The sequence below is a fragment of the Parasphingorhabdus cellanae genome (assembly GCF_017498565.1).
Classification (GTDB): Bacteria; Pseudomonadota; Alphaproteobacteria; order Sphingomonadales; family Sphingomonadaceae; genus Parasphingorhabdus; species Parasphingorhabdus cellanae.
This window is the reverse complement of record NZ_CP071794.1, coordinates 990534-1010821: the sequence shown is the minus strand read 5'-3', so window position 1 is coordinate 1010821 and position 20288 is coordinate 990534. Positions and strand designations below refer to the sequence as shown.

Genomic DNA, 20288 nt, shown 5'->3' with positions numbered 1-20288 from the left:
ACTCTGGATCCTGAATCAAGTTCAGGATGACTGGTCTGCAATTTTTCAAGCTTCGCCTAAGTCTCCCTCAAGGGAGATCGCGCGGCCTCACTTCGACAGCATGTCCTTCAAATAGCCGCCAGTAAAGCTGCCCTTGACCTTCGCCACCTGTTCCGGGGTTCCTTCCGCAACAATCTCGCCGCCGCGCACCCCGCCTTCGGGACCGAGGTCGAGTATATGATCAGCCGTCTTGATGACATCGAGATTATGCTCAATGACCACCACGCTATTGCCTTGCTCGACCAATTGATGAAGCACTTGCAGCAATTTGCGGACATCCTCGAAATGGAGGCCGGTTGTCGGCTCGTCGAGGATATAGAGCGTCTGCCCGGTCGAGCGTTTGGACAGTTCCTTGGCCAGCTTCACCCGTTGGGCCTCACCGCCCGACAGGGTTGTCGCCTGCTGGCCGACTTTGATATAGCCGAGGCCCACTTCATAGAGCATCGCCATTTTGTCGCGGATCGGCGGGACGGCCTTGAAGAAGCTCACCGCGTCTTCGACCGTCATGTCGAGTATGTCGGCGATGGACTTGCCCTTGAACTTCACTTCCAGCGTTTCGCGATTATAGCGTTTGCCGCCGCATTCCTCGCAGGTGACATAGACATCGGGCAGGAAGTGCATCTCGATCTTGATCAGCCCGTCGCCGCGACACACTTCGCAGCGCCCGCCTTTGACGTTGAATGAAAAACGCCCCGGTTTATAGCCGCGCGCCGCCGCTTCGGGCAGGCCCGCAAACCAGTCGCGAATGTTGGTGAACGCACCGGTATAGGTCGCCGGGTTGGAACGCGGTGTCCGGCCAATCGGGGACTGGTCGATATCGATGACCTTGTCGCAATATTGCAGGCCGGTGATTTTATCATGCTTGCCGGCGATAACCCGCGCGCCATTCAATGTGCGCGCCGCCGCTGCATATAGTGTATCGATGGTCAGCGATGATTTGCCGGAGCCAGACAGGCCGGTGACACAGGTAAAGGTGCCCAGCGGGATTGATGCTGTGACATTTTGCAGGTTGTTCGCGGTTGCGCCATGGACGGTCAGCTTCTTGCCATTGCCTTTGCGCCGCTTTGCCGGAACCTCAATCTCCCGCGAACCATTGAGATAGGCTGCGGTGAGCGATTTCTTCGCTTTCAGGATCTGTTTGAGCGTGCCGGCCGCAACAACATCGCCGCCATGTACGCCCGCACCCGGCCCCATATCGACGACATAATCCGCGGTCCGTATAGCATCCTCGTCATGTTCAACGACAATCACGGTATTGCCAAGATCACGCAGGCGCTTGAGCGTGGTCAGGAGCCGGTCATTATCGCGCTGATGTAGGCCAATGCTCGGTTCATCGAGCACATAGAGAACACCGCTTAATCCAGACCCGATCTGGCTTGCCAGACGGATGCGCTGGCTCTCCCCGCCAGATAAGGTGCCGCTGGTACGGTCAAGATTGAGATAATCGAGGCCGACATTGTTGAGGAACCCAAGCCGTTCGATAATCTCTTTGAGTATCGGTTCCGCAATCTGCTTTTGGGTCTTGTCCAGTTGATCGGCGAGACCGTTGAAGAAGGCGAGGGCGTCACCGACGCTGCGCCGGGTCGGGATGCTGATATCCTCACCCGCAATTTTCACCGCCAGAGCTTCGGGTTTCAGCCGCGCGCCGTGACAGACTTCGCAAGGCGCCGCCGCTTGAAACTTCGCCAGTTCTTCGCGCATCCACGCGCTTTCGGTTTGCAACATCCGGCGGGTGAGGTTACCGACCACGCCTTCAAACGGCTTCTTGACCTCATAGCTTTTGCGCCCGTCCTGGAACCGTAAAGTGACCGGCAGACCCTGCGTGCCATTGAGGATGATATCGCGATGATGTTCCGACAAATCTTGCCACGGCGTATCGAGCGAAAATTCAAAATGTTTTGCGAGACTGCCAAGTACCTGCATATAATAGGGGCTGGGCGGATTGGACTTGGCCCAGGGCACGACCGCGCCCTTTTTGATCGACAGCGCCGGATTGGGCACGACCAGTTGCGTATCAAAATGCAGCTTTTCACCTAGACCGTCACAGGCGGGGCAGGCGCCTTGCGGTGCGTTAAACGAAAAGAGCCGCGGCGCGATCTCCTCAATCGTGAAGCCACTGACCGGACAGGCAAAGCGTTCGGAAAACACAATGCGATTATCGGGTAGGCCGGTGCCCTTCATCTTGCCTTGAGCCCTCTCCCCTTCAGGGGGGAGGGTTGGGAGGGGGGAAGTTTCGTCCTTACCGGACTTCCCCTCCTTTAATCCCTCCCCTGAAGGGGAGGGAGCCTTTTTGGCCATGGCCTCGGCAACCGTTCCCTCCGCCAGATCGACAAAGGCCAATCCGTCGGCCAGCCGCAGAGCGGTTTCGAAACTGTCGGCCAGCCGGGTTTCCATGCCCTCTTTATTGTCGGTCTCGGCCCGTACAACCAGACGATCGACGACAACCTCAATGTCATGTTTCAGTTTTTTGTCGAGCTTTGGCGTTTCTTCAATATCGTAAAATTCGCCATCGACACGGACACGGGTAAAGCCCGCTTTCTGCCACTCCAGCAATTCCTTGCGATATTCGCCTTTGCGTCCGCGCACGACAGGAGCAAGCAGGTAAAACCGTGTTTTCTCTGGCAATGCCATGACACGATCGACCATCTGGCTCACCGTCTGCGCGGTAATCGGTTCTCCCGTTGCAGGGGAGTAAGGCACACCTGCGCGCGCCCATAACAGACGCATATAGTCATAAATCTCGGTAACCGTCGCCACTGTCGAACGCGGATTGCGGGAAGTCGTTTTCTGTTCGATCGAGATGGCGGGGGACAGGCCCTCAATATGCTCGACATCCGGTTTCTGCATCATCTCCAGAAACTGGCGCGCATAGGCGGAAAGCGATTCCACATAGCGGCGCTGACCTTCCGCATAGATGGTGTCGAAAGCCAGGCTCGACTTACCACTGCCGGAAAGGCCGGTAATGACGATCAGCTTGTCACGGGGAAGGTCGATATCGACGCCTTTGAGATTATGCTCCCGGGCGCCTTTGACTTTAATATGGGTAAGACTCATGCGCGTGCTTTGCCGAAGATGAGGAGGAGAGTCCAGCGGGTCATAAGGCCGTATTATGTTCTATATATGTTCTTTTTGCAAGCGGGTTTGATTACAGCGGTGTGAGGACCGTCCACATCGCTTCGATGGGTTGTCATAAATTCGGTGATTTTGATTAAAGACCCAGAAAATCAAATAGATATATTTATTTACAATAGTGTAAATGATTTTATTTCCATTTTTATTTCCGTTTATTGGAACGATCATAAGTGTTACGTGTTTTTACAATATGTCACAAAGGCCAGAATATGAGCCGGGACACAGGCTGTCATCCCCAGAATTCTGGCTTTTCACGGCTTTGACTGCAGGCGCCTTATATTTAAGCGCTATTCAAATATTCCTGTTCTCCGTCATGCCGGATGAAAACACAGTTTCTAAGGCTCCAAAGGCAAATGTCGCACAGATTGCTAATGTTGGACCTGTCGGAATAAGTTCATCCCATCCGCATGTCATATCGCGAAGCAGCGACGGCCTGTTCTACATTGATGGCAATATTGACGGTGTTACCGTTCGATTTGCCGTCGATACCGGGGCATCGATAGTTGTTTTGAATGCACAGGATGCAAAGCGGGTCGGATTGGGCACGGAAAACCGGCTAAAACAACGCATTCGCACGGCCTCGGGCTATGGAATGATGGCTTGGCAGCGTGCCGATAATATAATGATTGCGGGACAATCGCTCGGTCGTCTGGAAGTCGCTATCATGGAAGATGGCCCGGATGTTTCGTTGCTGGGGCTGAATGCCTTGTCCCGTTTGGGTTCGATCACGATTGAACAGGATCAACTCTTTATTGAATAAAATTTGTAGTGAAGTGGCATCTGTAATCGCCTGAAACCATGACTGCCCAGCCCGCCGGTATTTATTGCGCTGGAAAACGGTCTCCACCGGACACATCAATTCGCCCTCCCGCTTCCACTGGCACGATACCGCGGCCAAACCAGACATAGCGAGCAGTGGGGGCCATCAGCAAATTGTCATAATTATCCGCTGCATAAATCGGGTCATAACCCATCAAGGCAAGAGTCGTCGGGAATAGCTGGCTATGGCTGCGCTCGCCGGGCGCGGACGCATAGCTTTGCTGTATATCCGGCGGTAGAAACCCGATAAGGGGCACGGAAAATTCGGCCGCCACCGGGCTTCCGCTGCAATGCGGGGTGACGCCGTCCTCGATATTCTGGCCATGGTCGGATGTATAGAAAATCGCAACCTTGGAACGATCAACGCCGTCTAGCAGCGCGTCAAAAAAACCCTGTTTGGAATAGGATATCGCCTTTCGATATTGCTCCATCATGCTGCTGCCTTCTGGCATTGCGCCTTGGGGATAATGGTCGCGATATTGAAAATGGACACCGCGCAGGATGGTATAAACGAACTGTTTGCCATCCGCTTTCAAGTTGGCATTGAGTGACCGCGCGATAGCAAAGTCGGTTTTCATACCATTGGCAGCGCTTTGGTACGTGCCAATCAATGCCCGTTCAGGCGGCAGCAACAGATTTTGTGGCGGCCCGGAAACCTGCCCGTCAATCATCGTCGTGGCATAGCCTGCTTTCGCCGCATAGCCCCAGATGGACGATGTGCGGCGCAGGTCTGTCGTGTCAGTGACAGTTCGGACATTCACTCCTGATCGCAGCGCGACGTTCGACGGCGTGCTGCAATGGCCCATGGATGCCGCTTCGCCAAAATCCAGGGGCGTGTGGCGCGTGATCTGTGGTGCAATAATCTCGTTAAAGGCTTCATAAGATACGCTTTCATCAACCAGCCAGATGATTTTATCGATCGCCATGTCCGATTCAGATGTGGCCGTGACAACAGCGCGCGGCGGTGCGGGATCAGCGGACAGGATCGCTATCGCGTAGCTGTAGATATTGCGTTCCACGGCTAGCGGATGCAGGCCGAGGACAGGCCAGAGAAACGAGGGCGCTGTCAGCAACAGCATGATAGCGGTGGTCGATTTTTTGCCAGCAACGCGGCCACCGGTCAACTGATGCACCGGTTTATGCGACAGGCGCCGTGCGGCTATCAATAAAGCGGCGGCCAGTAGCAACTTGCCAACTGCCAACGCAAGCGGCGATGCAAACTCTCCTGCCGCGTTAAAGGCCTGCCGTGCCTCTGTCACGAGCCAGCCGGCTTTCTGTAGGTCGAGTGTATCGCCAACAATCTGGCCATAGATCATGTTGATCCCCGCAGAGAGTATGACCAGCACCAGAGCCAAAACAAACCAACGGTTTGAAAGCCAGAGTGTCGCTATGAAAAGCAGCAAAGCCTGTAGCGCAAAAGATAGCCCGGCCAGTGCTGCATTGGTATAGTCAAACGCGGCTGCGCGATAGAGGATAGATTGCGTCAGCGGCAATTGGTTGATCAGCGCATAAGCCGCGCTGAACAGCAAAAAACCGGCGACAAACCGGGTAATCAGCCATTTGCTGTCGGGGCCGCCATCAGGGCCGTTACTGGGGCCGCCATCGGGGGTGCCAAAGGGACTGTCTGCCACGCGCTGAATCTCGCTTCAAAAGGCGGTGAATCAAATATTCACAATGGCACAAAGCCTTTAAGAAACGGTGACCTGCGCTTGTTTTCGCTGGTTTTTGACCGGTTGGGTCACGATCCTATGCACGATTGTCGAAGCCCGTCCCCCGTTTGTCGAAAGCGACTGCCTTCCGAATCTTATCTGGCATAATTTGTTGGAGAGCCACATAGTGGTCCTGTTTGGTTACGCATTAGGATCGCCGCTTGGCTTTAACACGGGGGATGGTGCCACATGACAAACGTGGTTCGTAATTTGGTATTTCGGGAATTTTTGCCCTCCGCATGGGCAAGCTCCTTTTCCCGACCCGGTACCCAAAGCGCCCTACCCCTAATCTGCGCTTTGTTTGCGGCGTTGATGGCATCATCCCCTATATTGGCGCAATCCACTACACCGCCTGAGCCAACCGCAAAAACACCGCCGCTGCCTTGTGCTACCCCCGCCCACCGCGCCTTTGATTTCTGGATAGGCACTTGGGACGTGACGCCAGCAGGCAAGGACGCGCCCACGGGGGTCAACCGTATCAGCGCGCAACATGGCGGCTGTGTGATCCGCGAGGATTATCAAACGAACGGCGGCTATACCGGCATGAGTATGAGTTTCTATGATGTCGCGCGCAAAATCTGGCACCAGACCTGGATGGGCGCGGATGGCACGGCTTTGTTCATAGCGGGCGGCGTCAATGAAGCGGGCGAAATGGTGCTCAGCAATGCCAATTGGCCCGGCTATGTCAAAGGCTCCCCAATCAACCGGGTGACCTGGACTCCGAATAAGAACGGGACCCCGAATAGGAACGGGACCCCGAACAGGAACGGGGCCGCGATTGAGAGCGTTCGCCAACACTGGCAGTCATCGAACGACGGCGGCGAGAGCTGGACGACAGTGTTCGACGGGCTTTATGTGAAGCAGGGAAAATAGAGCCTAGTTCACCCGCGCACGAAATTGAACGGTGAAGCTGGGCGGGCTGCTGCGGGAGATATTGAAATTAAAGAAATTTTTTTGACGCTTCGCATCTTTCCCAACAAACAGCGGGCAAAGATCACCGCTACCGCTCTTGCGCGACCAAATCCCTGACAAAGCCAATTAATCCTGTCTGCCGCGACCGGCGCATGCGCTCGGTGGCCAAAATCTGTTTCACCTTGGCAAAGCAGGCATCGAGGTCATCATTGATCAGGACATAGTCATAGCCGTCCCAATGGCTGATTTCGCTGGTCGCGCGTTGCATGCGGCTGTCAATTATCTCGTTGCTGTCGGTGGCTCTCGCCTCCAGTCGTTCTCGCAACTCAGCTAGCGAAGGCGGCAGTATAAAGATGCGCACAACATCTTCACCAGCGCGTTGATAAAGTTGCTGGGTCCCCTGCCAATCAATATCGAACAAGACGTCCTGACCTTCTTCGAGATTTTTCTGCACCGGAGCGGCAGGGGTCGCATAGCGATTGCCGAATACCGTCGCATATTCCAGGAAGGCGTTGTCGGCGACCATTTCTTCAAATTCATCGCCCGAAACAAAATAATAATCTTTGCCATGGTCTTCACCAGGACGCTGCGGCCGGGTGGTGACAGATACGGACATGGCAATTTGCTCATCCGCTTCCAACAGCATACGTGCAAGCGTCGATTTACCGGCGCCAGAAGGTGAGGAGAGGACGAATAGCAGGCCGCGGCGGCTCAGTTCGTCATGCGGAAGAGAAGAAATATCGTCGGCCATAGCGGCTATTGGCCGAGAAGAGTGCATGCCGTCAAGATACTAGTCGTGATCTATTGCAGATGTTACAGGAGCGGCAGTGACACGGATTGGATGACAGGTCGGAATTTTATGTTTATCAGCCAGTTGCAACGCGTTTTCGTCGCTTAAGGGAATGGTGATCTAGCATAATGTTACAGGTCCGGGTCAGTACTATATTTTTCTCGGTCGGCATAACGATCATGATCGGTTGGCTATTCTATGTCGGCAAGGATATCATCCTGCCGATTGTGACCGCGATCATCCTGCTGCAGATATTATATGCTGCCAGTGCTGCCGTTGCCCGTATTCCCGGTCTGGGCCGTTCGCCGATGTGGCTGCGCGCGACATTGGCGTTATTCGGTGTGATCCTGCTGCTATTTGTAATGACCCGAATGCTGGTCGCGAGCTTGCAGACGCTGGTGCCGTCGCTACCAACCTATCAGACCAATCTGGAAAATTTGTTTGCAGAATGGTTCCCCGCGCAAACAGAAACGGCAGCGGTCAAAACCGACATGGGTGATATGATGGCATCGCCAAGCCTAATGATTGATCGTGGCAGCGAGGCAGTCGTCAAAGCGGTGAGCGAATTTACGACCAAGCTGCTGACCGAAATCGATATCGCCGCCATTGCCCAATCGGTATTATCGTCGCTGACCAGCTTTGGCGGTTTTGTGTTTATCACAATCCTCTATGCGTCTTTCATGCTCAGCGAGATTACGGGTTTTCCCGCTAAGGTGCGCCGGGCATTCGGAAGCGCGAGCGAGTCCAAAGATACGCTGAACATGATCGCCCGGATCAACCATGATATCGGCAGTTATCTGGCGACCAAGACATTGATCAACATCATATTGGGTGTGATCTGCTGGGTCATCATGGTGGTATTGGGCATAGAATATGCGGCGCTTTGGGCGATCATTATCGGGCTGCTCAACTATATTCCCTATATCGGTTCAATAGTCGGTGTTGCCTTTCCGGCCCTGTTCGCGGTCGCGCAGTTCGGGACGCTGACGGTGCCGCTAATTGCAACGGGCCTGATGACCGGGGCACAGGTGATTATCGGCAATGTCGTCGAACCACGTATGCTCAGCAAGTCAGTCAATCTCAGCCCGATGGTCGTGCTCGTCGCATTGTCGGTCTGGAGCACCTTATGGGGTATTCCGGGGGCCATATTGGCGGTGCCGTTCACGACCATATTGATGATCATATTGGCTGGCCGTAAAGGCACAAAGCCAATTGCGGCGCTGCTGTCGAGCGACGGTAAGGTCTAGGCGGCTTTGGCCGTTTCAGGATGTGGCGGTGTCAAACAAATCGCCGAGATCAGCGACAGGCTGAGCAGGACTGAACCGATCAGGAAGGCAAGGTCATAGCTGCCGTAAATATCGAAAATATAGCCCGCACCGGCCGGCGCCATCGCCACAAAGGGTAGCAACAGCGGAGCGAAAACCGAGTTGATCTTGGCGAAGCTTTCCTGCCCGAAAAAATTGCTGGTAAGGGCAGGGGACAGGGCAAAAAACCCGCCATAGCACAGGCCCAATATAAAGGCGGCAACGCTCAGGCCGACGAAATCAGCGGCCGCCCACAGCAATAGGAATCCGAATAGCATCGCCGCCATCATTGCGGCCATGAGCCAGCGCAGCTCAAATCGGTCACCGAGCCATCCCGCTGGCATCCGGCCCAGTCCGCTGGCCATGATGAACAGACTAACCACCGACGCTGTCTGGATTTTGGAAATACCGGTATCTGACAAATAAAGCGAACCATGGGTCAGTAGAAAGGTACCGATGGCCAGATAAGTAATGTTGACCGTCATGATGAAATAAACCGCACGGGTACGAAACACCTGACGGATGGTCCAGCTATGCTCGCTGCGATAGGTGCGTGGTTTGGGTGCTGCTTTTCTGGCGTCGGCCTGTGGTGCAGCCGGGTCGATATTGTCGGAATGCTGTCCGATATCAGCCGGCCGGTTGATGATAAACTGGGTCAGCAAAAGCGCGATGATGACCGCAATCCCGCTGACATACCAACCGGACTGCCATGTGTCATATTCTTCCATGACGCGAATAAGCACGGGCTGGGCAACAAATCCGCCAAGCGCATTGCCGGTCATGATGATTCCCAAAACAGTTGCGCGCTTGACGTTAAACCATTGAATGACAACCGTTTGCCCGCAAAGCGGACCGGCCAGCGCCATGGCCATGCCCATGACGATGCCCCAGGCCAGCGTCCAATGCCAAATCTGTGTGACGAAAAAGATAGTGAGCAACAAACTGGCCAGCATCATGACCAGACCCGATGTCAGGGTCAATCTCACGCCCCATTTTCCGATCATCCAGGCAGTAAGCGGATAGCTGAGGCCCAGTGTCAAAAAGCTGAGGCTGTGCGCGATAGAGGCCGAACCGCGGTTCCAGTCCATTGCTTCAACCATCGCCGGAAAAATCGCCGCATAGGCGAAATAGACAAAGCCAGAGGCGGCAAACTGAATGGCAAATAACAGCGCAGCGTTATGCCAGCCATAAAATTTCCGCTGCACAACTTGGCCTGATACCGCGTCTTCATTCTCTTCGGCTTTTATACCGGGCAAAGCCTTCTCCTGCTATCCCATTCACGCGTGGTGGTAGCAGGCCGGGCGTCCACTAGGAAAGCGGTTTATAAAATGCGCCTGAGAATGGCGGGAAGCACAAGAAGAACAAGGCGGGGACGGGCGGAAAAGCCAATGCGGGGCAGGTCCCCGATTACCCGCCAGTCTCACTCATTTCGTTATTTGTTATGGTTCCATTGGTGTAATAATTCCCTAGCCAGTCGGTTATTTGCGGTACCGAAACCCGCTCTTGGAATTTAATACCAATTTCAGGACCTTTTTGCCATCGGACCGTACCCGCTATCTCGCCCAATTCCGGAACCGACAGGATCAATCGGTTTCCAATCTGGCAGGCACAACGGGTATTGATACGGGCTCCAGCGGGGGAAATATCGCAAATTTCGCCTCTGGCCAACGTCGATCCGATCCTTAAAAATACCGGTCGTGTCATGCGGACGCGTGGTAATCGCGCGGGTTGGTATTTGTTACGGACCGTCAAAGTGGCCAGCAATTCGGAAACGTTGATCCCGCTGCTAAATTGCATGCCAACCAGCGCGCCTTTGCGCCAACGAACCTTGCCCACCAGCTCCAAGTTATCGGTTAGTACAACTTTTGCCGTATCATCCAGTTTAAAGCCGGGATGTATCTCAATCATCACGCCATCATTTGAGATGTTCTTTATGAAGCCCCATCCTTCCGCCACACCGGATTGGATTTTTGCCAGGCGAAATACCGTGATCTGGCGATCACTCTTGCGCCGGTCCTCGCCGATATCTCTCGTCTCGCTGGCACCAAAGTCCTCAAGATCCGCCGTTTGGCTTTCGCTGGCCATTTAAACATACCTCATTTCTAATTGATCGACCGGCAAAATATCCTCCAAACAGGGATTGATTGCCCACAACAACATTGAACAATGTATCAAATCTGCCTCCTCCATCAATTTTTGCTTTTGGCCATTCCAGCAGGAAGTTTGGGAACGGTTTTGGTGACCATTGACACCAGCGCATCAAAACAGGTTTCATCAATCGCTTTGCCGCGTTCTGATCGGATAATATCCATCGCTTCATCTCGGGACATCGCGGGTCTGTAAGGGCGATCAGATGTCAGCGCATCATAGAAGTCCGCGATAGTAATGATGCGGGTATCCATGCAGATATCATCCGCTGATAAATTGTTCGGATATCCTGTTCCGTCCAATCGTTCATGATGTGCGCCGGCAATTTTGGCCATTTCCTTGAACACTGCAATACGGCCCAGGATTTCAGCTGTATGCTGTGAGTGACCACGCATGACGTCCCACTCGTCATCTGATAGCTTGGCAGGTTTATCCAGAATGAGATTACTTACACCCAGTTTTCCTATATCGTGCAGAATAGCGGCTCGTCTGAGCTTTCTGATATGGCCATTATTATATCCCAGGCGTAATGCGATGCCCGTGGCATATTTGCCAACCCGCTCGCTATGGCCGGCGGTATAGGGGCTTTTTGCATCAATGACTTGGCCAAAAGCTATAGCGATATCGTCAAGATAGGCTTCCGTTACCGGGATTTCAGATTTGGCTGGCTCCAAAGCCATTACTTTGGTCTCGATATCGGGAGACTGCAATTCTGTCCAAAACGTCTCATCAGCCGCCAGGTCAAGAAACACATTCGCAATGTCCGGATCAAACCACGTACCTTTACGTTTTTCGATTTCCTCTCTCGCGGCATCGGGACCATTGGCCATGCAGAATATATCAGCGACTTGCGCAATCAGCGCTATTCTGGAGAATAACGGGATCTGCTCGCCTTTAAGCATCGCTGGTTTTCCCGAACCATTCCAATGTTCGTCCAGTCCGGCAATGCCTTCTGCAACGTCTTCGCTGAAGCGCAATTTACGAGCAATATCGGCGCCGCGTATGCACCGGGTCGCGATTATGTCTGTTTCCAGTTTAGCCCCATTTACGATGACATTGGCAAGGGCGCTGATGCGCTGGGAGATGGGTAGATCTGCGGCCGTACGGGACAACACGAACTGCAGCACATTTTTTGTTTTGCCATCGATCAGCTTATAGTCTCGCTTAACCGCCAAATCGTCAGCAAGATATAGTTCACATATGCGGGCGGCATTGCTGCTGCATCCAAGGTCTTTGAGCAACACCGTGAAATATAATTCTCTCTGGTCTTCTTCCCTGAGATTGATTGCTGAACCGATCTTGGTGCCTATCCAACAAGCTCTTATGCAGTGCCCTTGAGGCTGCCCTTGGGTAAGATCAAGCGCATAGCTAAAGGCACTTAAAACTTCACCCAGCTTGATCGTCGTGGCCGGGCTGGTGTCAGTGTTACTTTGATCAAAAGTCTGGAACATTATGTCTGTAACGGTCACGCTTTTACATTATTAAGGTAAAATCGAACAAAAACATGCGTGGACAATCGCCGGTTCAATTCGTGCCTACGGCCAAAGGGACAGGTCGCGCGATCAACGTAATATCATTATTAATGAACAATAATAACAATAGGTTACATATTGGGTTCTCAAAGCATGAAGCAGACATAGCTTCGTTTCTCTTCTTTGAGCTACAGGAAGCGAACTATGCGCGAAACAAATTTCGCTCTTGATATATTACACATGTTCGAAGCTCGGAACGATATTCTCGGACCGGAGATTATGGCATTGGGGGAATATTCGTGGATATTATTGTTGCAGATGTTTGTGCATCAGGCCAACGGTACCCAGATATCCCACCAACAAATGATGCAATGCGGCGATAATCCCCGGATCGCGCGGCGGATAATCAATCAACTCGTCAAACGAGATATGCTTAAACAAGGTATTCCGGTATTGGGGAGCAAAGAAGTGTCTTATCGATTGACACGGCAGGCCAGATCGAAAGTTCAAATGATCCTGGCAACAAATCTTGTCACGTTAAGCTAAGATTGCTCGGCATTTTTTCGGGATTTTCCCCGTCCCAGATAGCCTTGATACACGGTCTGAGACGAAGTTTTCGTATCGCTTGCGTCATCCATCGGCGGTCAGCGTCAACAGCCAATCCTATGTTAGCGCAGCCGTTAGAAATAAATCCTCCTGCCTTTCCCTCACCAAAGACAACAACCGTGCCAGAGGCTCGTTGCAGCGCAAATCCTTCGGAATCCCAGTCTCGATCTGTAGGCAACAGCATTCCAGTGGGGCATACCGATAGAAGGAAGTGCTCCCCCATGAATAGTGTACGTAAGTTCGTAAAACCGTCTTTGACAGTTTTGGCCAGTATGGCGCTGATTCCGTTAAACGCTTGTGTCGATACGGTTGAAGATGAAGATATTGACTCATCCTCGGAACCCTATGTTCCAGAACGGGAAGAGGGCCCCACACAGGAGTCCGCTGAAGAATGATAACTGTTTGAAACATAGAGCGACAGCTGCTGTGCATTGTTGCCTGGCATGTTGCGGCCAGTCATTGATGTTGTAATCCTCCTTCAATGCTGCTGTGTTGCAGCTTCAATTGGGGGGCATATGACGATCTTATCACGCAATTATGTGCTGGCTGCGGCCGGTTTGGCGATACTCGCGCTTGCAATATTGTTCGGCATGGACAGGCCGCCCATTTGTGAGTGCGGCAACGTCAAACTTTGGCACGGTGCAGTGCAGTCGGCGGAAAATAGCCAGCATCTTTCCGACTGGTATACGTTCAGCCATATCATTCACGGCTTTCTGTTTTATGGCCTCGGCTATTGGTTATTCCGTAAAAAGCCAGAGGCGGCACGCCTTGGGCTGTCTTTATGCTTGGCCGTATTTATCGAAGGGTTTTGGGAAATTCTCGAAAACTCGCCAATCATTATCAATCGCTATCGTGAGGCAACTTTTGCATTTGGCTATGCCGGGGATAGTATCATCAATTCAATGGCAGACATTGGCTGGATGACACTTGGCTTTTTCGCAGCCCGGCGGATGCCCGTGATGGGGACGGTGATTGTCGCGGTGATTTTTGAGCTGCTCGCGCTCTACGCCATTCGGGATAATCTGACCCTGAATGTGTTGATGCTGACTTTCCCGATTGAGGCGGTCAAGAAGTGGCAAGGCGCGGTTTAGGCGGAGACCAACCGGTAGTTTGTTGGTCTAGTTTTCAGCATTTTCCGTTGGCGCGGGCGTGCCTTCAATATCGATAACCTGATCTGCTGCAGGAAGCTGTTCTTCTTCCTTGGATTTGTCATATAGCGCTTTCGCCACCATCGCGCCGCCGACAAGCAATGCGCCGGGCAGCGAGCGGGTGGCAATACGGGCCGCTAACATGCCCACACCAAAGCCGAGTAGGCCATTGCCCTTCCCGCGCTTGCGCGCTTCATTGCCGACTAATGCTGTGGTGATGTTGCGGATCAACGACATGGGCTATTCGTCACCTCCAGCAAACGGCACGGGTTCCTTGAATGTGTGGGTAACATAAGGGAACGGGATTTCTATACCAGCGTCGTCCAAGGCGCGTTTAATGGCACGAATTACCGTGTCCCGGCTTTCATGCATATCGCGCGGTTGTGATCCAGACCACCAGCGGACGGTAAAATCGACGGAGCTGGAATTAAATTCACGTGCAAAAACGTCAATTGGTTCGTCCTTATCCACATGATCTGCGCTCTCAACAGCTTTGAAGATTACGTCGCGTGCCTGTTCGAGATCCGTATCATAGGAAACCCCGGCAACCACCTCATGCCGCCGTTTCTCAACATCTGTGAGAATTTTTACCGGATTTTTGAATAGGATAGCATTGGGAACAATCGTCAGTTCCTTATCCAGCTTGCGAATATGGGTCTCGCGCAGAGCGATAAATTCCACTCTGCCTTCTACGCCTTCGCACTCGATATAATCACCAATGCGCATCTTCTCGCGCAGCATGATAAGAATGCCGGCCATGAAATTTTCAAAAATGTCCTGAAAAGCAAAACCAATCGCAACCGCGCCGAAACCAAGGCCGGCGATCAGGCTGGCCGGGGTCAAGCCCGGCAGCAGGATGGTGAGGGCGATCATCAGGCCGATCACCCAAATGGCAATGCGCACAACCGTTTCGACCAATTGTCGCAGCGACGGCCGCATGTCGGTTTTTCCGGTTATCCGGTCCGCAATTTTTACAGCGAAACGCGCAATAATCCATGTAATGAGAAGCACCACAAGAGCGATCAACATGCTGGGCACCAAGGCGATTAGCCCTTCCCACATCGCGGCCAACTGCCCCATCAGGATTTCTATCGATCCTTGGGTTTTTTCTGCAAATTCCTCGGTAACTTCTGCTGCTGCACTATTATTAGCCATATATCCCCATAAGTTCTGTCGATATTTCCCGCCCGCTAGACTGCTGCCCAGACTAACACAGATTACACATAAGTCACGGAAAGGTTGCAGTTAACTTGTCATATCCTGCGGCTTGACATGTGCATCATAGGTTTTCTCGTCAACCAAACCAAGAGCAAGCGCCGCCGCGCGTAAGCTGAGACCATTTTCATGAGCATATTTGGCTATTTTTGCTGCCTTGTCATAGCCAATGACTGGCGCGAGCGCGGTGACGAGCATCAATGAGTTGTCGACCAGTTCGGCAATGCGCGTCTCATTCACCTCCAGCCCGTCGACACAGCGCGTGGCAAAGCTCGACATGCCGATGGATGCAATTTCGATGGTGCGAAGGAGGTTGGCACCGATCATCGGTTTGAAGACATTGAGCTCCAGATGCCCCTGTATCCCGCCCACCGTGACTGCTTGATGGTTGCCAATCATCTGGGCTGCGACCATGGTCAGCATCTCGCATTGGGTGGGATTGACTTTGCCGGGCATGATTGAGCTGCCCGGCTCATTGGCGGGCAGGCTGAGTTCCCCAAGCCCGGACCGCGGGCCGGAGCCGAGCAAACGGATATCATTGGCAATTTTGGTCAGCGAAACGGCAAGCGTGTTCAATGCGCCGGATAGCTCTACCATGGTGTCATGCGCAGCGATTTCGGCAAATTTATTGGGCGCTGAAGTGAAGTTTAATCCGGTAATTTTGGCAATTTCACGGGCGATATGCTCCCCGAAATTCTCCGGTGCGTTGAGGCCAGTCCCTACCGCTGTCCCGCCCTGCGCCAGTTGATAAAGGCGCGGCAGAAGGGCTTCGATCCTGTCGCGCGCGGCGACGAGCTGCGCGGTATAGCCGGAAAATTCCTGACCCAGCGTTAGCGGGGTCGCGTCCTGCAAATGGGTTCGACCAATTTTGACAATGGCTTTCCAGTCCTGCGCTTTTTCCGCCAGTGCATCATGCAATTGCTCCAGTGCGGGAAACAGCTCCACTTCCAATGCTCGCGCGGCGGCAACATGCATGGCGGTGGGGAAACTGTCATTGGACGACTGGCCGCGATTGACATGGTCATTGGGATGGACGGGATCCTTGCCGCCGCGGGTGCCGGTCAGACTTTCGTTGGCGATGCCCGCGATCACTTCATTGACATTCATATTCGTCTGGGTGCCGGATCCGGTCTGCCAAATAGTGAGCGGAAATTGCGTATCAAAGGCCCCGGAGCGGACTTCTTCAGCCGCTTTTGCGATTGCGCCGGCAATTTCGGGGTCGAGTCCATGAATACCATTTACCCGTGCCGCCGCCTGTTTCACGGTCGCCAAGGCATGGATCAGCCGGATCGGCATGCGCTCATGGCGGGGGAAGGGGAAGTTCTCGACACTGCGCTGTGTCTGCGCGCCCCAATAGGCGTCCTCAGGGACTTCTATTGGGCCAATGCTATCGGTTTCTGTGCGGGTGTTGGTCATCATTCTCGTCTGTCGTCATCCCAGCGGGAGCTGGGATCTCATCGAGGGTGCGCAATACCTAGGGAGATTCCAGCCTTCGCTGGAATGACGCATTGTTTCTATTTTTTCTTGCCGAAGTCCACCGTTACAACGTTGGAGCCATCATCGACTGTCTCAACTGCTTCTTGATCGCCGTCATTTTGCGCCGGTTCATGGCTGTCGAGATCGCCTTCGACCTCATCCACCTGGAATTGCAGGGCAAAATCAACCGCCGGATCAACAAAGGAGGTGATCGCAGCAAATGGAATATGCAGCATCGAACTGATCTGATTAAAGCTTAATCCGACCTCGAACCGATCCTCGCTAACCGACAGATCCCAATAGCGATTTTGCAGCACGATGGTCATTTCATCCGGGAATTTCGCGATCAGATGATCGGGTATATCGACACCCGGTGCACGGGTCTTGAACGTGATGTAGAAATGATGATCGCCGGGCAGGCCATTGGCCTCCACTTCGCCCAACACCCGGCCGACCACAGCGCGCAGCGCTTCCTGCACTATTTCATCATAAGGAATCAGGCTATCGGGGGCACTGTCGTTCATAGCTACGTGGTGGCGCGAACCGGGGGCAGGGTCAAGGGCATTTGCATAATTTTCCGCAACTGTGATATTTCTGATTTTGCAGCGAAATTCTTGCCTGATCAAATCCAGCCTTTATAGGCAACCCGTATGAGAACAGCGACCATAGAGCGAAACACCAAGGAAACCGAGATTTTCGTCGAGTTGAATCTGGACGGAACCGGGCAATATGACGTGTCGACCGGCATTGGCTTTCTCGACCATATGATCGAGCAATTTTCGCGCCACTCGCTGATTGACCTGACGCTGCGGGTCAAGGGTGATCTGCATGTCGATCAGCATCACACGACCGAAGATAGTGCCATTGCGGTCGGGCAGGCGATTGGTCAGGCGCTGGGCGACAAGGCCGGGATCGTGCGCTATGGCAGCACCTATTCCCCGATGGACGAGACATTGAGCCGCGTTGCGTTGGATATTTCCGGGCGGCCGTGGCTGGTCTGGAAGGCTGGCTTTACCCAGGAACGGCTGGGTGAGATGGACACGGAGCTGTTCAAGCACTGGTTCCATAGCGTCGCCGATGCCGCTGGCATCACGCTGCATATCGAGCTGCTTTATGGTGAGAATAACCACCATATTGCCGAGAGCATCTTCAAAGGCTTTGCCCGCGCGATGCGGCAAGCGGTGGAGCGTGACCCGCGCAAAGGAGATGCGATTCCTTCGACCAAAGGGCAGCTTGGTGGATAATGTCATCGTCATTCCAGCGAAAGCTGGAATCTCAGACAGCCTGTGTGTCACCTCAAGGAGATCCCAGCTTTCGCTGGGATGACGCGTTTCTGGGATGCCTGAAAAAATAGCTCTTATCGATTTCGGCGCCGGTAACCTTCACAGCGTGCACAATGCGTTGATAGCAACTGGCGCATCCGGCGTGGTCGTGACCGCTGATCCGGATTTAGTCGCAGCGGCGGATCGTATTGTCCTGCCGGGTGTTGGCGCTTTTGGCGCGTGCCGTGATGCCCTGGCCGGGATTGACGGCATGATTGCGGCGCTGGAACAGCGGGTCCGGCAAGAGCGCGCGCCTTTTCTGGGCATCTGTGTCGGCATGCAATTGCTCGCCGACAAAGGCATAGAATTTGGCGAACATCAGGGGCTTGGCTGGATCAGCGGCACCGTGCACGCGATCGAAGCGCCTTCCGCGGATATTAAAATCCCGCATATGGGCTGGAATGATGTGACCCCGACAGCGGGCCATGATCTGTTGGAAGCGGGTGAGGCTTATTATCTTCACGGCTATCATTTCGATGCGGCAAATGTAGACGATATTTTTGCCACCACCTATCACGGCATGGAACTGGTATCGGCTGTTGGCCGCGACAATATTGTCGGCGTGCAATTTCATCCCGAGAAAAGTCAAGCCTATGGGCTGGCTTTCCTGAAACGTTTTTTGGAGTGGAAACCATGATCGTCTTTCCTGCCATTGACCTGAAATCCGGCGAAGTTGTGCGCTTGGCCGAAGGCGATATGGACCGCGCTACCGTCTATGGGGACAATCCGGCGGAGCAAGCGAGGCTGTTCGCCAAAGCTGGCGCTGAGCATATTCATGTCGTCGATCTGGACGGGGCCTTTGCCGGGTCTCCGCGCAATGCCGAAGCGGTTGAGGCGATTGTCGCCAGCTTCCCCGGCTATGTGCAGCTGGGCGGCGGAATTCGAAACCGGGAGACGGTGGAACGCTGGTTTGAACTGGGCGTGGCGCGGCTGGTCATCGGTACAGCGGCGTTGAAAGACCCGGAATTTGTGCGCGACATGGCCAGGGAATATGAAGGCGGTATTGTCGTTGCCGTCGATGCCCGCGACGGAATGGTCGCCACCGAAGGCTGGGCCGATGTCTCTGAAGTCAGCGTAAGAGATATGGCGCGGCGTTTCGAAGATGCGGGTGTTGCGTCGCTTTTATTCACGGATGTGGGGCGCGATGGCATGCTGACGGGTTGCAATATCGAAGCGACGGTTGATCTGGCGCGCTCTGTCGATATTCCGGTGATCGCCAGTGGCGGGGTGAAGGGTCTTGACGATGTCCATATGCTCAGCCAGTTTACCCAGGATGGTATTGAAGGCGTGATTACCGGCCGGGCGCTCTATGACGGGCGGTTGGATCTGGCGACGGCCATTGCGATGGCGAACCGATAGATATGACCGTTCGCATCCGCGTCATACCCTGTCTCGACGTAGCCGATGGACGTGTGGTCAAGGGCGTCAATTTCGTTGATCTTAAAGACGCCGGTGATCCGGTCGAGCAGGCGCGGGCCTATGATGCCGCGGGCGCAGATGAGCTGTGTTTTCTCGACATTGGCGCCAGTCATGAAAAGCGCGATACGATTATCGATGTTGTACGGCGGACAGCGGAAGTCTGTTTCATGCCGGTGACCGTTGGCGGCGGCGTGCGAACAGCGGACGATGCCCGCGCGCTGCTGATGGCTGGCGCCGACAAGGTAGCCGTTAACAGCGCGGCAGTTTCTCGCCCCGAAGTGGTCAGTGACATTGCCGGGCGTTTTGGTAGCCAGTGTATGGTCGCGTCCATCGATGCCCGATATGTTGAGGAAGGTCGCTGGGAAATCTTCACCCATGGCGGGCGCACGCCTACCGGAATCGACGCCCTGGAACATGCGGTACGCATGGCGGATCTGGGGGCAGGGGAGTTGCTCGTCACATCGATGGATCGCGATGGCACCCGCGATGGTTATGACCTCGCTCTGACCCGGGCGATTGCCGATGCGGTGTCTATCCCGGTGGTCGCCAGCGGCGGTGTTGGTAATCTTGATCATATGGTCGAAGGTGTCATCAAGGGCGGTGCCAATGCGGTCCTGGCTGCATCAATTTTCCATTTTGGCCAGCACAGTATATCCGAAGCGCATGATGCCCTGCGCGCCGCTGGTTTGCCTGCTCGCCACAACCGCTAAGGTGCGATAGCCAGCAAAAGCTAAGACTTAGTCTAAAGCTGATTCAATCTGAGAAAGTTTGAAAAGA

Annotated in this window: 20 protein-coding genes; 10 read left to right on the top strand and 10 right to left on the bottom strand. The window is 53.8% G+C overall.

The window, feature by feature from the left end:
• Window positions 1-87: 87 nt before the first annotated feature.
• The gene (gene uvrA, locus J4G78_RS05030; RefSeq protein ID WP_207989038.1) at window positions 88-3093 is read right to left on the bottom strand and encodes an excinuclease ABC subunit UvrA; all 3006 of its coding nucleotides are present in this window, start codon (window positions 3091-3093) and stop codon (window positions 88-90) included.
• Between the two features lie 391 nt (window positions 3094-3484).
• Here uvrA and J4G78_RS05025 point away from each other — a divergent pair, with 391 nt between their 5' ends.
• Window positions 3485-3931: a retropepsin-like aspartic protease family protein gene (locus tag J4G78_RS05025; protein ID WP_207989036.1), complete on the top strand. Its 447-nt coding sequence runs from the start codon at window positions 3485-3487 to the stop codon at window positions 3929-3931.
• 61 nt (window positions 3932-3992) lie between these two features.
• Here J4G78_RS05025 and J4G78_RS05020 read toward each other — a convergent pair whose 3' ends face one another.
• Window positions 3993-5621, bottom strand: coding sequence for a sulfatase-like hydrolase/transferase (locus J4G78_RS05020; protein WP_207989034.1), 1629 nt, complete (start codon window positions 5619-5621; stop codon window positions 3993-3995).
• A gap of 390 nt (window positions 5622-6011) precedes the next feature.
• Between J4G78_RS05020 and J4G78_RS05015 the strand changes: the two genes are divergently transcribed.
• Complete coding sequence (locus tag J4G78_RS05015; protein ID WP_207989032.1) at window positions 6012-6572, top strand: hypothetical protein; 561 nt, start codon at window positions 6012-6014, stop codon at window positions 6570-6572.
• A gap of 127 nt (window positions 6573-6699) precedes the next feature.
• Here the strand turns inward: J4G78_RS05015 and gmk are convergent, their stop codons facing one another.
• Window positions 6700-7362, bottom strand: a complete 663-nt coding sequence (gene gmk, locus J4G78_RS05010) for a guanylate kinase (RefSeq protein WP_207989030.1) — start codon at window positions 7360-7362, stop codon at window positions 6700-6702.
• 167 nt (window positions 7363-7529) lie between these two features.
• On the opposite strand from gmk, the gene J4G78_RS05005 reads away from it, so the two are divergent.
• Window positions 7530-8648 carry an AI-2E family transporter gene (locus J4G78_RS05005; protein ID WP_207989029.1) on the top strand — a complete coding sequence of 373 codons (1119 nt, stop codon included), beginning with the start codon at window positions 7530-7532 and terminating at the stop codon, window positions 8646-8648.
• Here the strand turns inward: J4G78_RS05005 and J4G78_RS05000 are convergent.
• The 3 genes from J4G78_RS05000 to J4G78_RS04990 all read right to left on the bottom strand — a co-directional run bounded on the left by J4G78_RS05000 (window position 8645) and on the right by J4G78_RS04990 (window position 12322).
• On the bottom strand, window positions 8645-9961 hold the full coding sequence (locus J4G78_RS05000) for an MFS transporter (RefSeq protein WP_207989027.1): 1317 nt from the start codon (window positions 9959-9961) through the stop codon (window positions 8645-8647). The two genes, J4G78_RS05005 and J4G78_RS05000, sit on opposite strands and share 4 nt — an antisense overlap.
• 151 nt (window positions 9962-10112) lie before the next feature.
• On the bottom strand, window positions 10113-10790 hold the full coding sequence (locus tag J4G78_RS04995) for a PilZ domain-containing protein (RefSeq protein WP_207989026.1): 678 nt from the start codon (window positions 10788-10790) through the stop codon (window positions 10113-10115).
• A gap of 104 nt (window positions 10791-10894) precedes the next feature.
• The gene (locus J4G78_RS04990; protein WP_243457229.1) at window positions 10895-12322 is read right to left on the bottom strand and encodes an HD-GYP domain-containing protein; all 1428 of its coding nucleotides are present in this window, start codon (window positions 12320-12322) and stop codon (window positions 10895-10897) included.
• Window positions 12323-12529: 207 nt separating this feature from the next.
• Between J4G78_RS04990 and J4G78_RS04985 the strand changes: the two genes are divergently transcribed.
• The 3 genes from J4G78_RS04985 (at window position 12530) to J4G78_RS04975 (ending at window position 14022) form a co-directional block, all read left to right on the top strand.
• The gene (locus J4G78_RS04985) at window positions 12530-12871 is read left to right on the top strand and encodes a hypothetical protein (RefSeq protein ID WP_207989024.1); all 342 of its coding nucleotides are present in this window, start codon (window positions 12530-12532) and stop codon (window positions 12869-12871) included.
• Window positions 12872-13152: 281 nt separating this feature from the next.
• Window positions 13153-13326 carry a hypothetical protein gene (locus J4G78_RS04980; RefSeq protein WP_207989022.1) on the top strand — a complete coding sequence of 58 codons (174 nt, stop codon included), beginning with the start codon at window positions 13153-13155 and terminating at the stop codon, window positions 13324-13326.
• A 120-nt stretch (window positions 13327-13446) separates the two neighbouring features.
• Window positions 13447-14022 carry a DUF2585 domain-containing protein gene (locus tag J4G78_RS04975; RefSeq protein WP_207989020.1) on the top strand — a complete coding sequence of 192 codons (576 nt, stop codon included), beginning with the start codon at window positions 13447-13449 and terminating at the stop codon, window positions 14020-14022.
• A 27-nt stretch (window positions 14023-14049) separates the two neighbouring features.
• Here J4G78_RS04975 and J4G78_RS04970 read toward each other — a convergent pair whose 3' ends face one another.
• The 4 genes from J4G78_RS04970 to J4G78_RS04955 form a co-directional block, all read right to left on the bottom strand.
• Window positions 14050-14316: a hypothetical protein gene (locus tag J4G78_RS04970; RefSeq protein ID WP_207989018.1), complete on the bottom strand. Its 267-nt coding sequence runs from the start codon at window positions 14314-14316 to the stop codon at window positions 14050-14052.
• Between the two features lie 3 nt (window positions 14317-14319).
• Window positions 14320-15234: a mechanosensitive ion channel family protein gene (locus J4G78_RS04965; RefSeq protein ID WP_207989016.1), complete on the bottom strand. Its 915-nt coding sequence runs from the start codon at window positions 15232-15234 to the stop codon at window positions 14320-14322.
• Between the two features lie 90 nt (window positions 15235-15324).
• Window positions 15325-16710 (bottom strand): class II fumarate hydratase, encoded by a 1386-nt coding sequence (fumC, locus tag J4G78_RS04960; protein ID WP_207990419.1) that lies wholly within the window; start codon window positions 16708-16710, stop codon window positions 15325-15327.
• A 98-nt stretch (window positions 16711-16808) separates the two neighbouring features.
• On the bottom strand, window positions 16809-17294 hold the full coding sequence (locus J4G78_RS04955; RefSeq protein WP_207989014.1) for an SspB family protein: 486 nt from the start codon (window positions 17292-17294) through the stop codon (window positions 16809-16811).
• 126 nt (window positions 17295-17420) lie between these two features.
• Between J4G78_RS04955 and hisB the strand changes: the two genes are divergently transcribed.
• From hisB to hisF, 4 genes are all read left to right on the top strand, one after another.
• Window positions 17421-18014 carry an imidazoleglycerol-phosphate dehydratase HisB gene (gene hisB, locus J4G78_RS04950; RefSeq protein WP_108810562.1) on the top strand — a complete coding sequence of 198 codons (594 nt, stop codon included), beginning with the start codon at window positions 17421-17423 and terminating at the stop codon, window positions 18012-18014.
• A 94-nt stretch (window positions 18015-18108) separates the two neighbouring features.
• Window positions 18109-18729 (top strand): imidazole glycerol phosphate synthase subunit HisH, encoded by a 621-nt coding sequence (gene hisH / locus J4G78_RS04945; RefSeq protein ID WP_207989012.1) that lies wholly within the window; start codon window positions 18109-18111, stop codon window positions 18727-18729.
• Window positions 18726-19451, top strand: a complete 726-nt coding sequence (gene hisA / locus J4G78_RS04940; RefSeq protein ID WP_207989010.1) for a 1-(5-phosphoribosyl)-5-[(5-phosphoribosylamino)methylideneamino]imidazole-4-carboxamide isomerase — start codon at window positions 18726-18728, stop codon at window positions 19449-19451. The genes hisH and hisA overlap by 4 nt, the downstream gene beginning before the upstream one ends.
• A 2-nt stretch (window positions 19452-19453) precedes the next feature.
• Window positions 19454-20221 carry an imidazole glycerol phosphate synthase subunit HisF gene (gene hisF / locus J4G78_RS04935; protein WP_207989008.1) on the top strand — a complete coding sequence of 256 codons (768 nt, stop codon included), beginning with the start codon at window positions 19454-19456 and terminating at the stop codon, window positions 20219-20221.
• The last annotated feature ends 67 nt before the right edge of the window (window positions 20222-20288 follow it).

Excerpts from the sequence above, each read along its gene's own strand:
- hisA (WP_207989010.1), top strand. The coding sequence starts at position 18,726 with ATGATCGTCTTTCCTGCCATTGACCTGAAATCCGGCGAAGTTGTGCGC.
- fumC (WP_207990419.1), bottom strand. The coding sequence starts at position 16,710 with ATGACCAACACCCGCACAGAAACCGATAGCATTGGCCCAATAGAAGTC.
- J4G78_RS04995 (WP_207989026.1), bottom strand. The coding sequence starts at position 10,790 with ATGGCCAGCGAAAGCCAAACGGCGGATCTTGAGGACTTTGGTGCCAGC.
- hisH (WP_207989012.1), top strand. The coding sequence starts at position 18,109 with ATGCCTGAAAAAATAGCTCTTATCGATTTCGGCGCCGGTAACCTTCAC.
- J4G78_RS05015 (WP_207989032.1), top strand. The coding sequence starts at position 6,012 with ATGGCATCATCCCCTATATTGGCGCAATCCACTACACCGCCTGAGCCA.
- uvrA (WP_207989038.1), bottom strand. The coding sequence starts at position 3,093 with ATGAGTCTTACCCATATTAAAGTCAAAGGCGCCCGGGAGCATAATCTC.
- J4G78_RS04980 (WP_207989022.1), top strand. The coding sequence starts at position 13,153 with ATGAATAGTGTACGTAAGTTCGTAAAACCGTCTTTGACAGTTTTGGCC.
- J4G78_RS04985 (WP_207989024.1), top strand. The coding sequence starts at position 12,530 with ATGCGCGAAACAAATTTCGCTCTTGATATATTACACATGTTCGAAGCT.
- hisB (WP_108810562.1), top strand. The coding sequence starts at position 17,421 with ATGAGAACAGCGACCATAGAGCGAAACACCAAGGAAACCGAGATTTTC.
- J4G78_RS05005 (WP_207989029.1), top strand. The coding sequence starts at position 7,530 with ATGTTACAGGTCCGGGTCAGTACTATATTTTTCTCGGTCGGCATAACG.
- J4G78_RS05025 (WP_207989036.1), top strand. The coding sequence starts at position 3,485 with ATGCCGGATGAAAACACAGTTTCTAAGGCTCCAAAGGCAAATGTCGCA.
- hisF (WP_207989008.1), top strand. The coding sequence starts at position 19,454 with ATGACCGTTCGCATCCGCGTCATACCCTGTCTCGACGTAGCCGATGGA.
- J4G78_RS04970 (WP_207989018.1), bottom strand. The coding sequence starts at position 14,316 with ATGTCGTTGATCCGCAACATCACCACAGCATTAGTCGGCAATGAAGCG.
- J4G78_RS04965 (WP_207989016.1), bottom strand. The coding sequence starts at position 15,234 with ATGGCTAATAATAGTGCAGCAGCAGAAGTTACCGAGGAATTTGCAGAA.
- gmk (WP_207989030.1), bottom strand. The coding sequence starts at position 7,362 with ATGGCCGACGATATTTCTTCTCTTCCGCATGACGAACTGAGCCGCCGC.
- J4G78_RS04975 (WP_207989020.1), top strand. The coding sequence starts at position 13,447 with ATGACGATCTTATCACGCAATTATGTGCTGGCTGCGGCCGGTTTGGCG.
- J4G78_RS04955 (WP_207989014.1), bottom strand. The coding sequence starts at position 17,294 with ATGAACGACAGTGCCCCCGATAGCCTGATTCCTTATGATGAAATAGTG.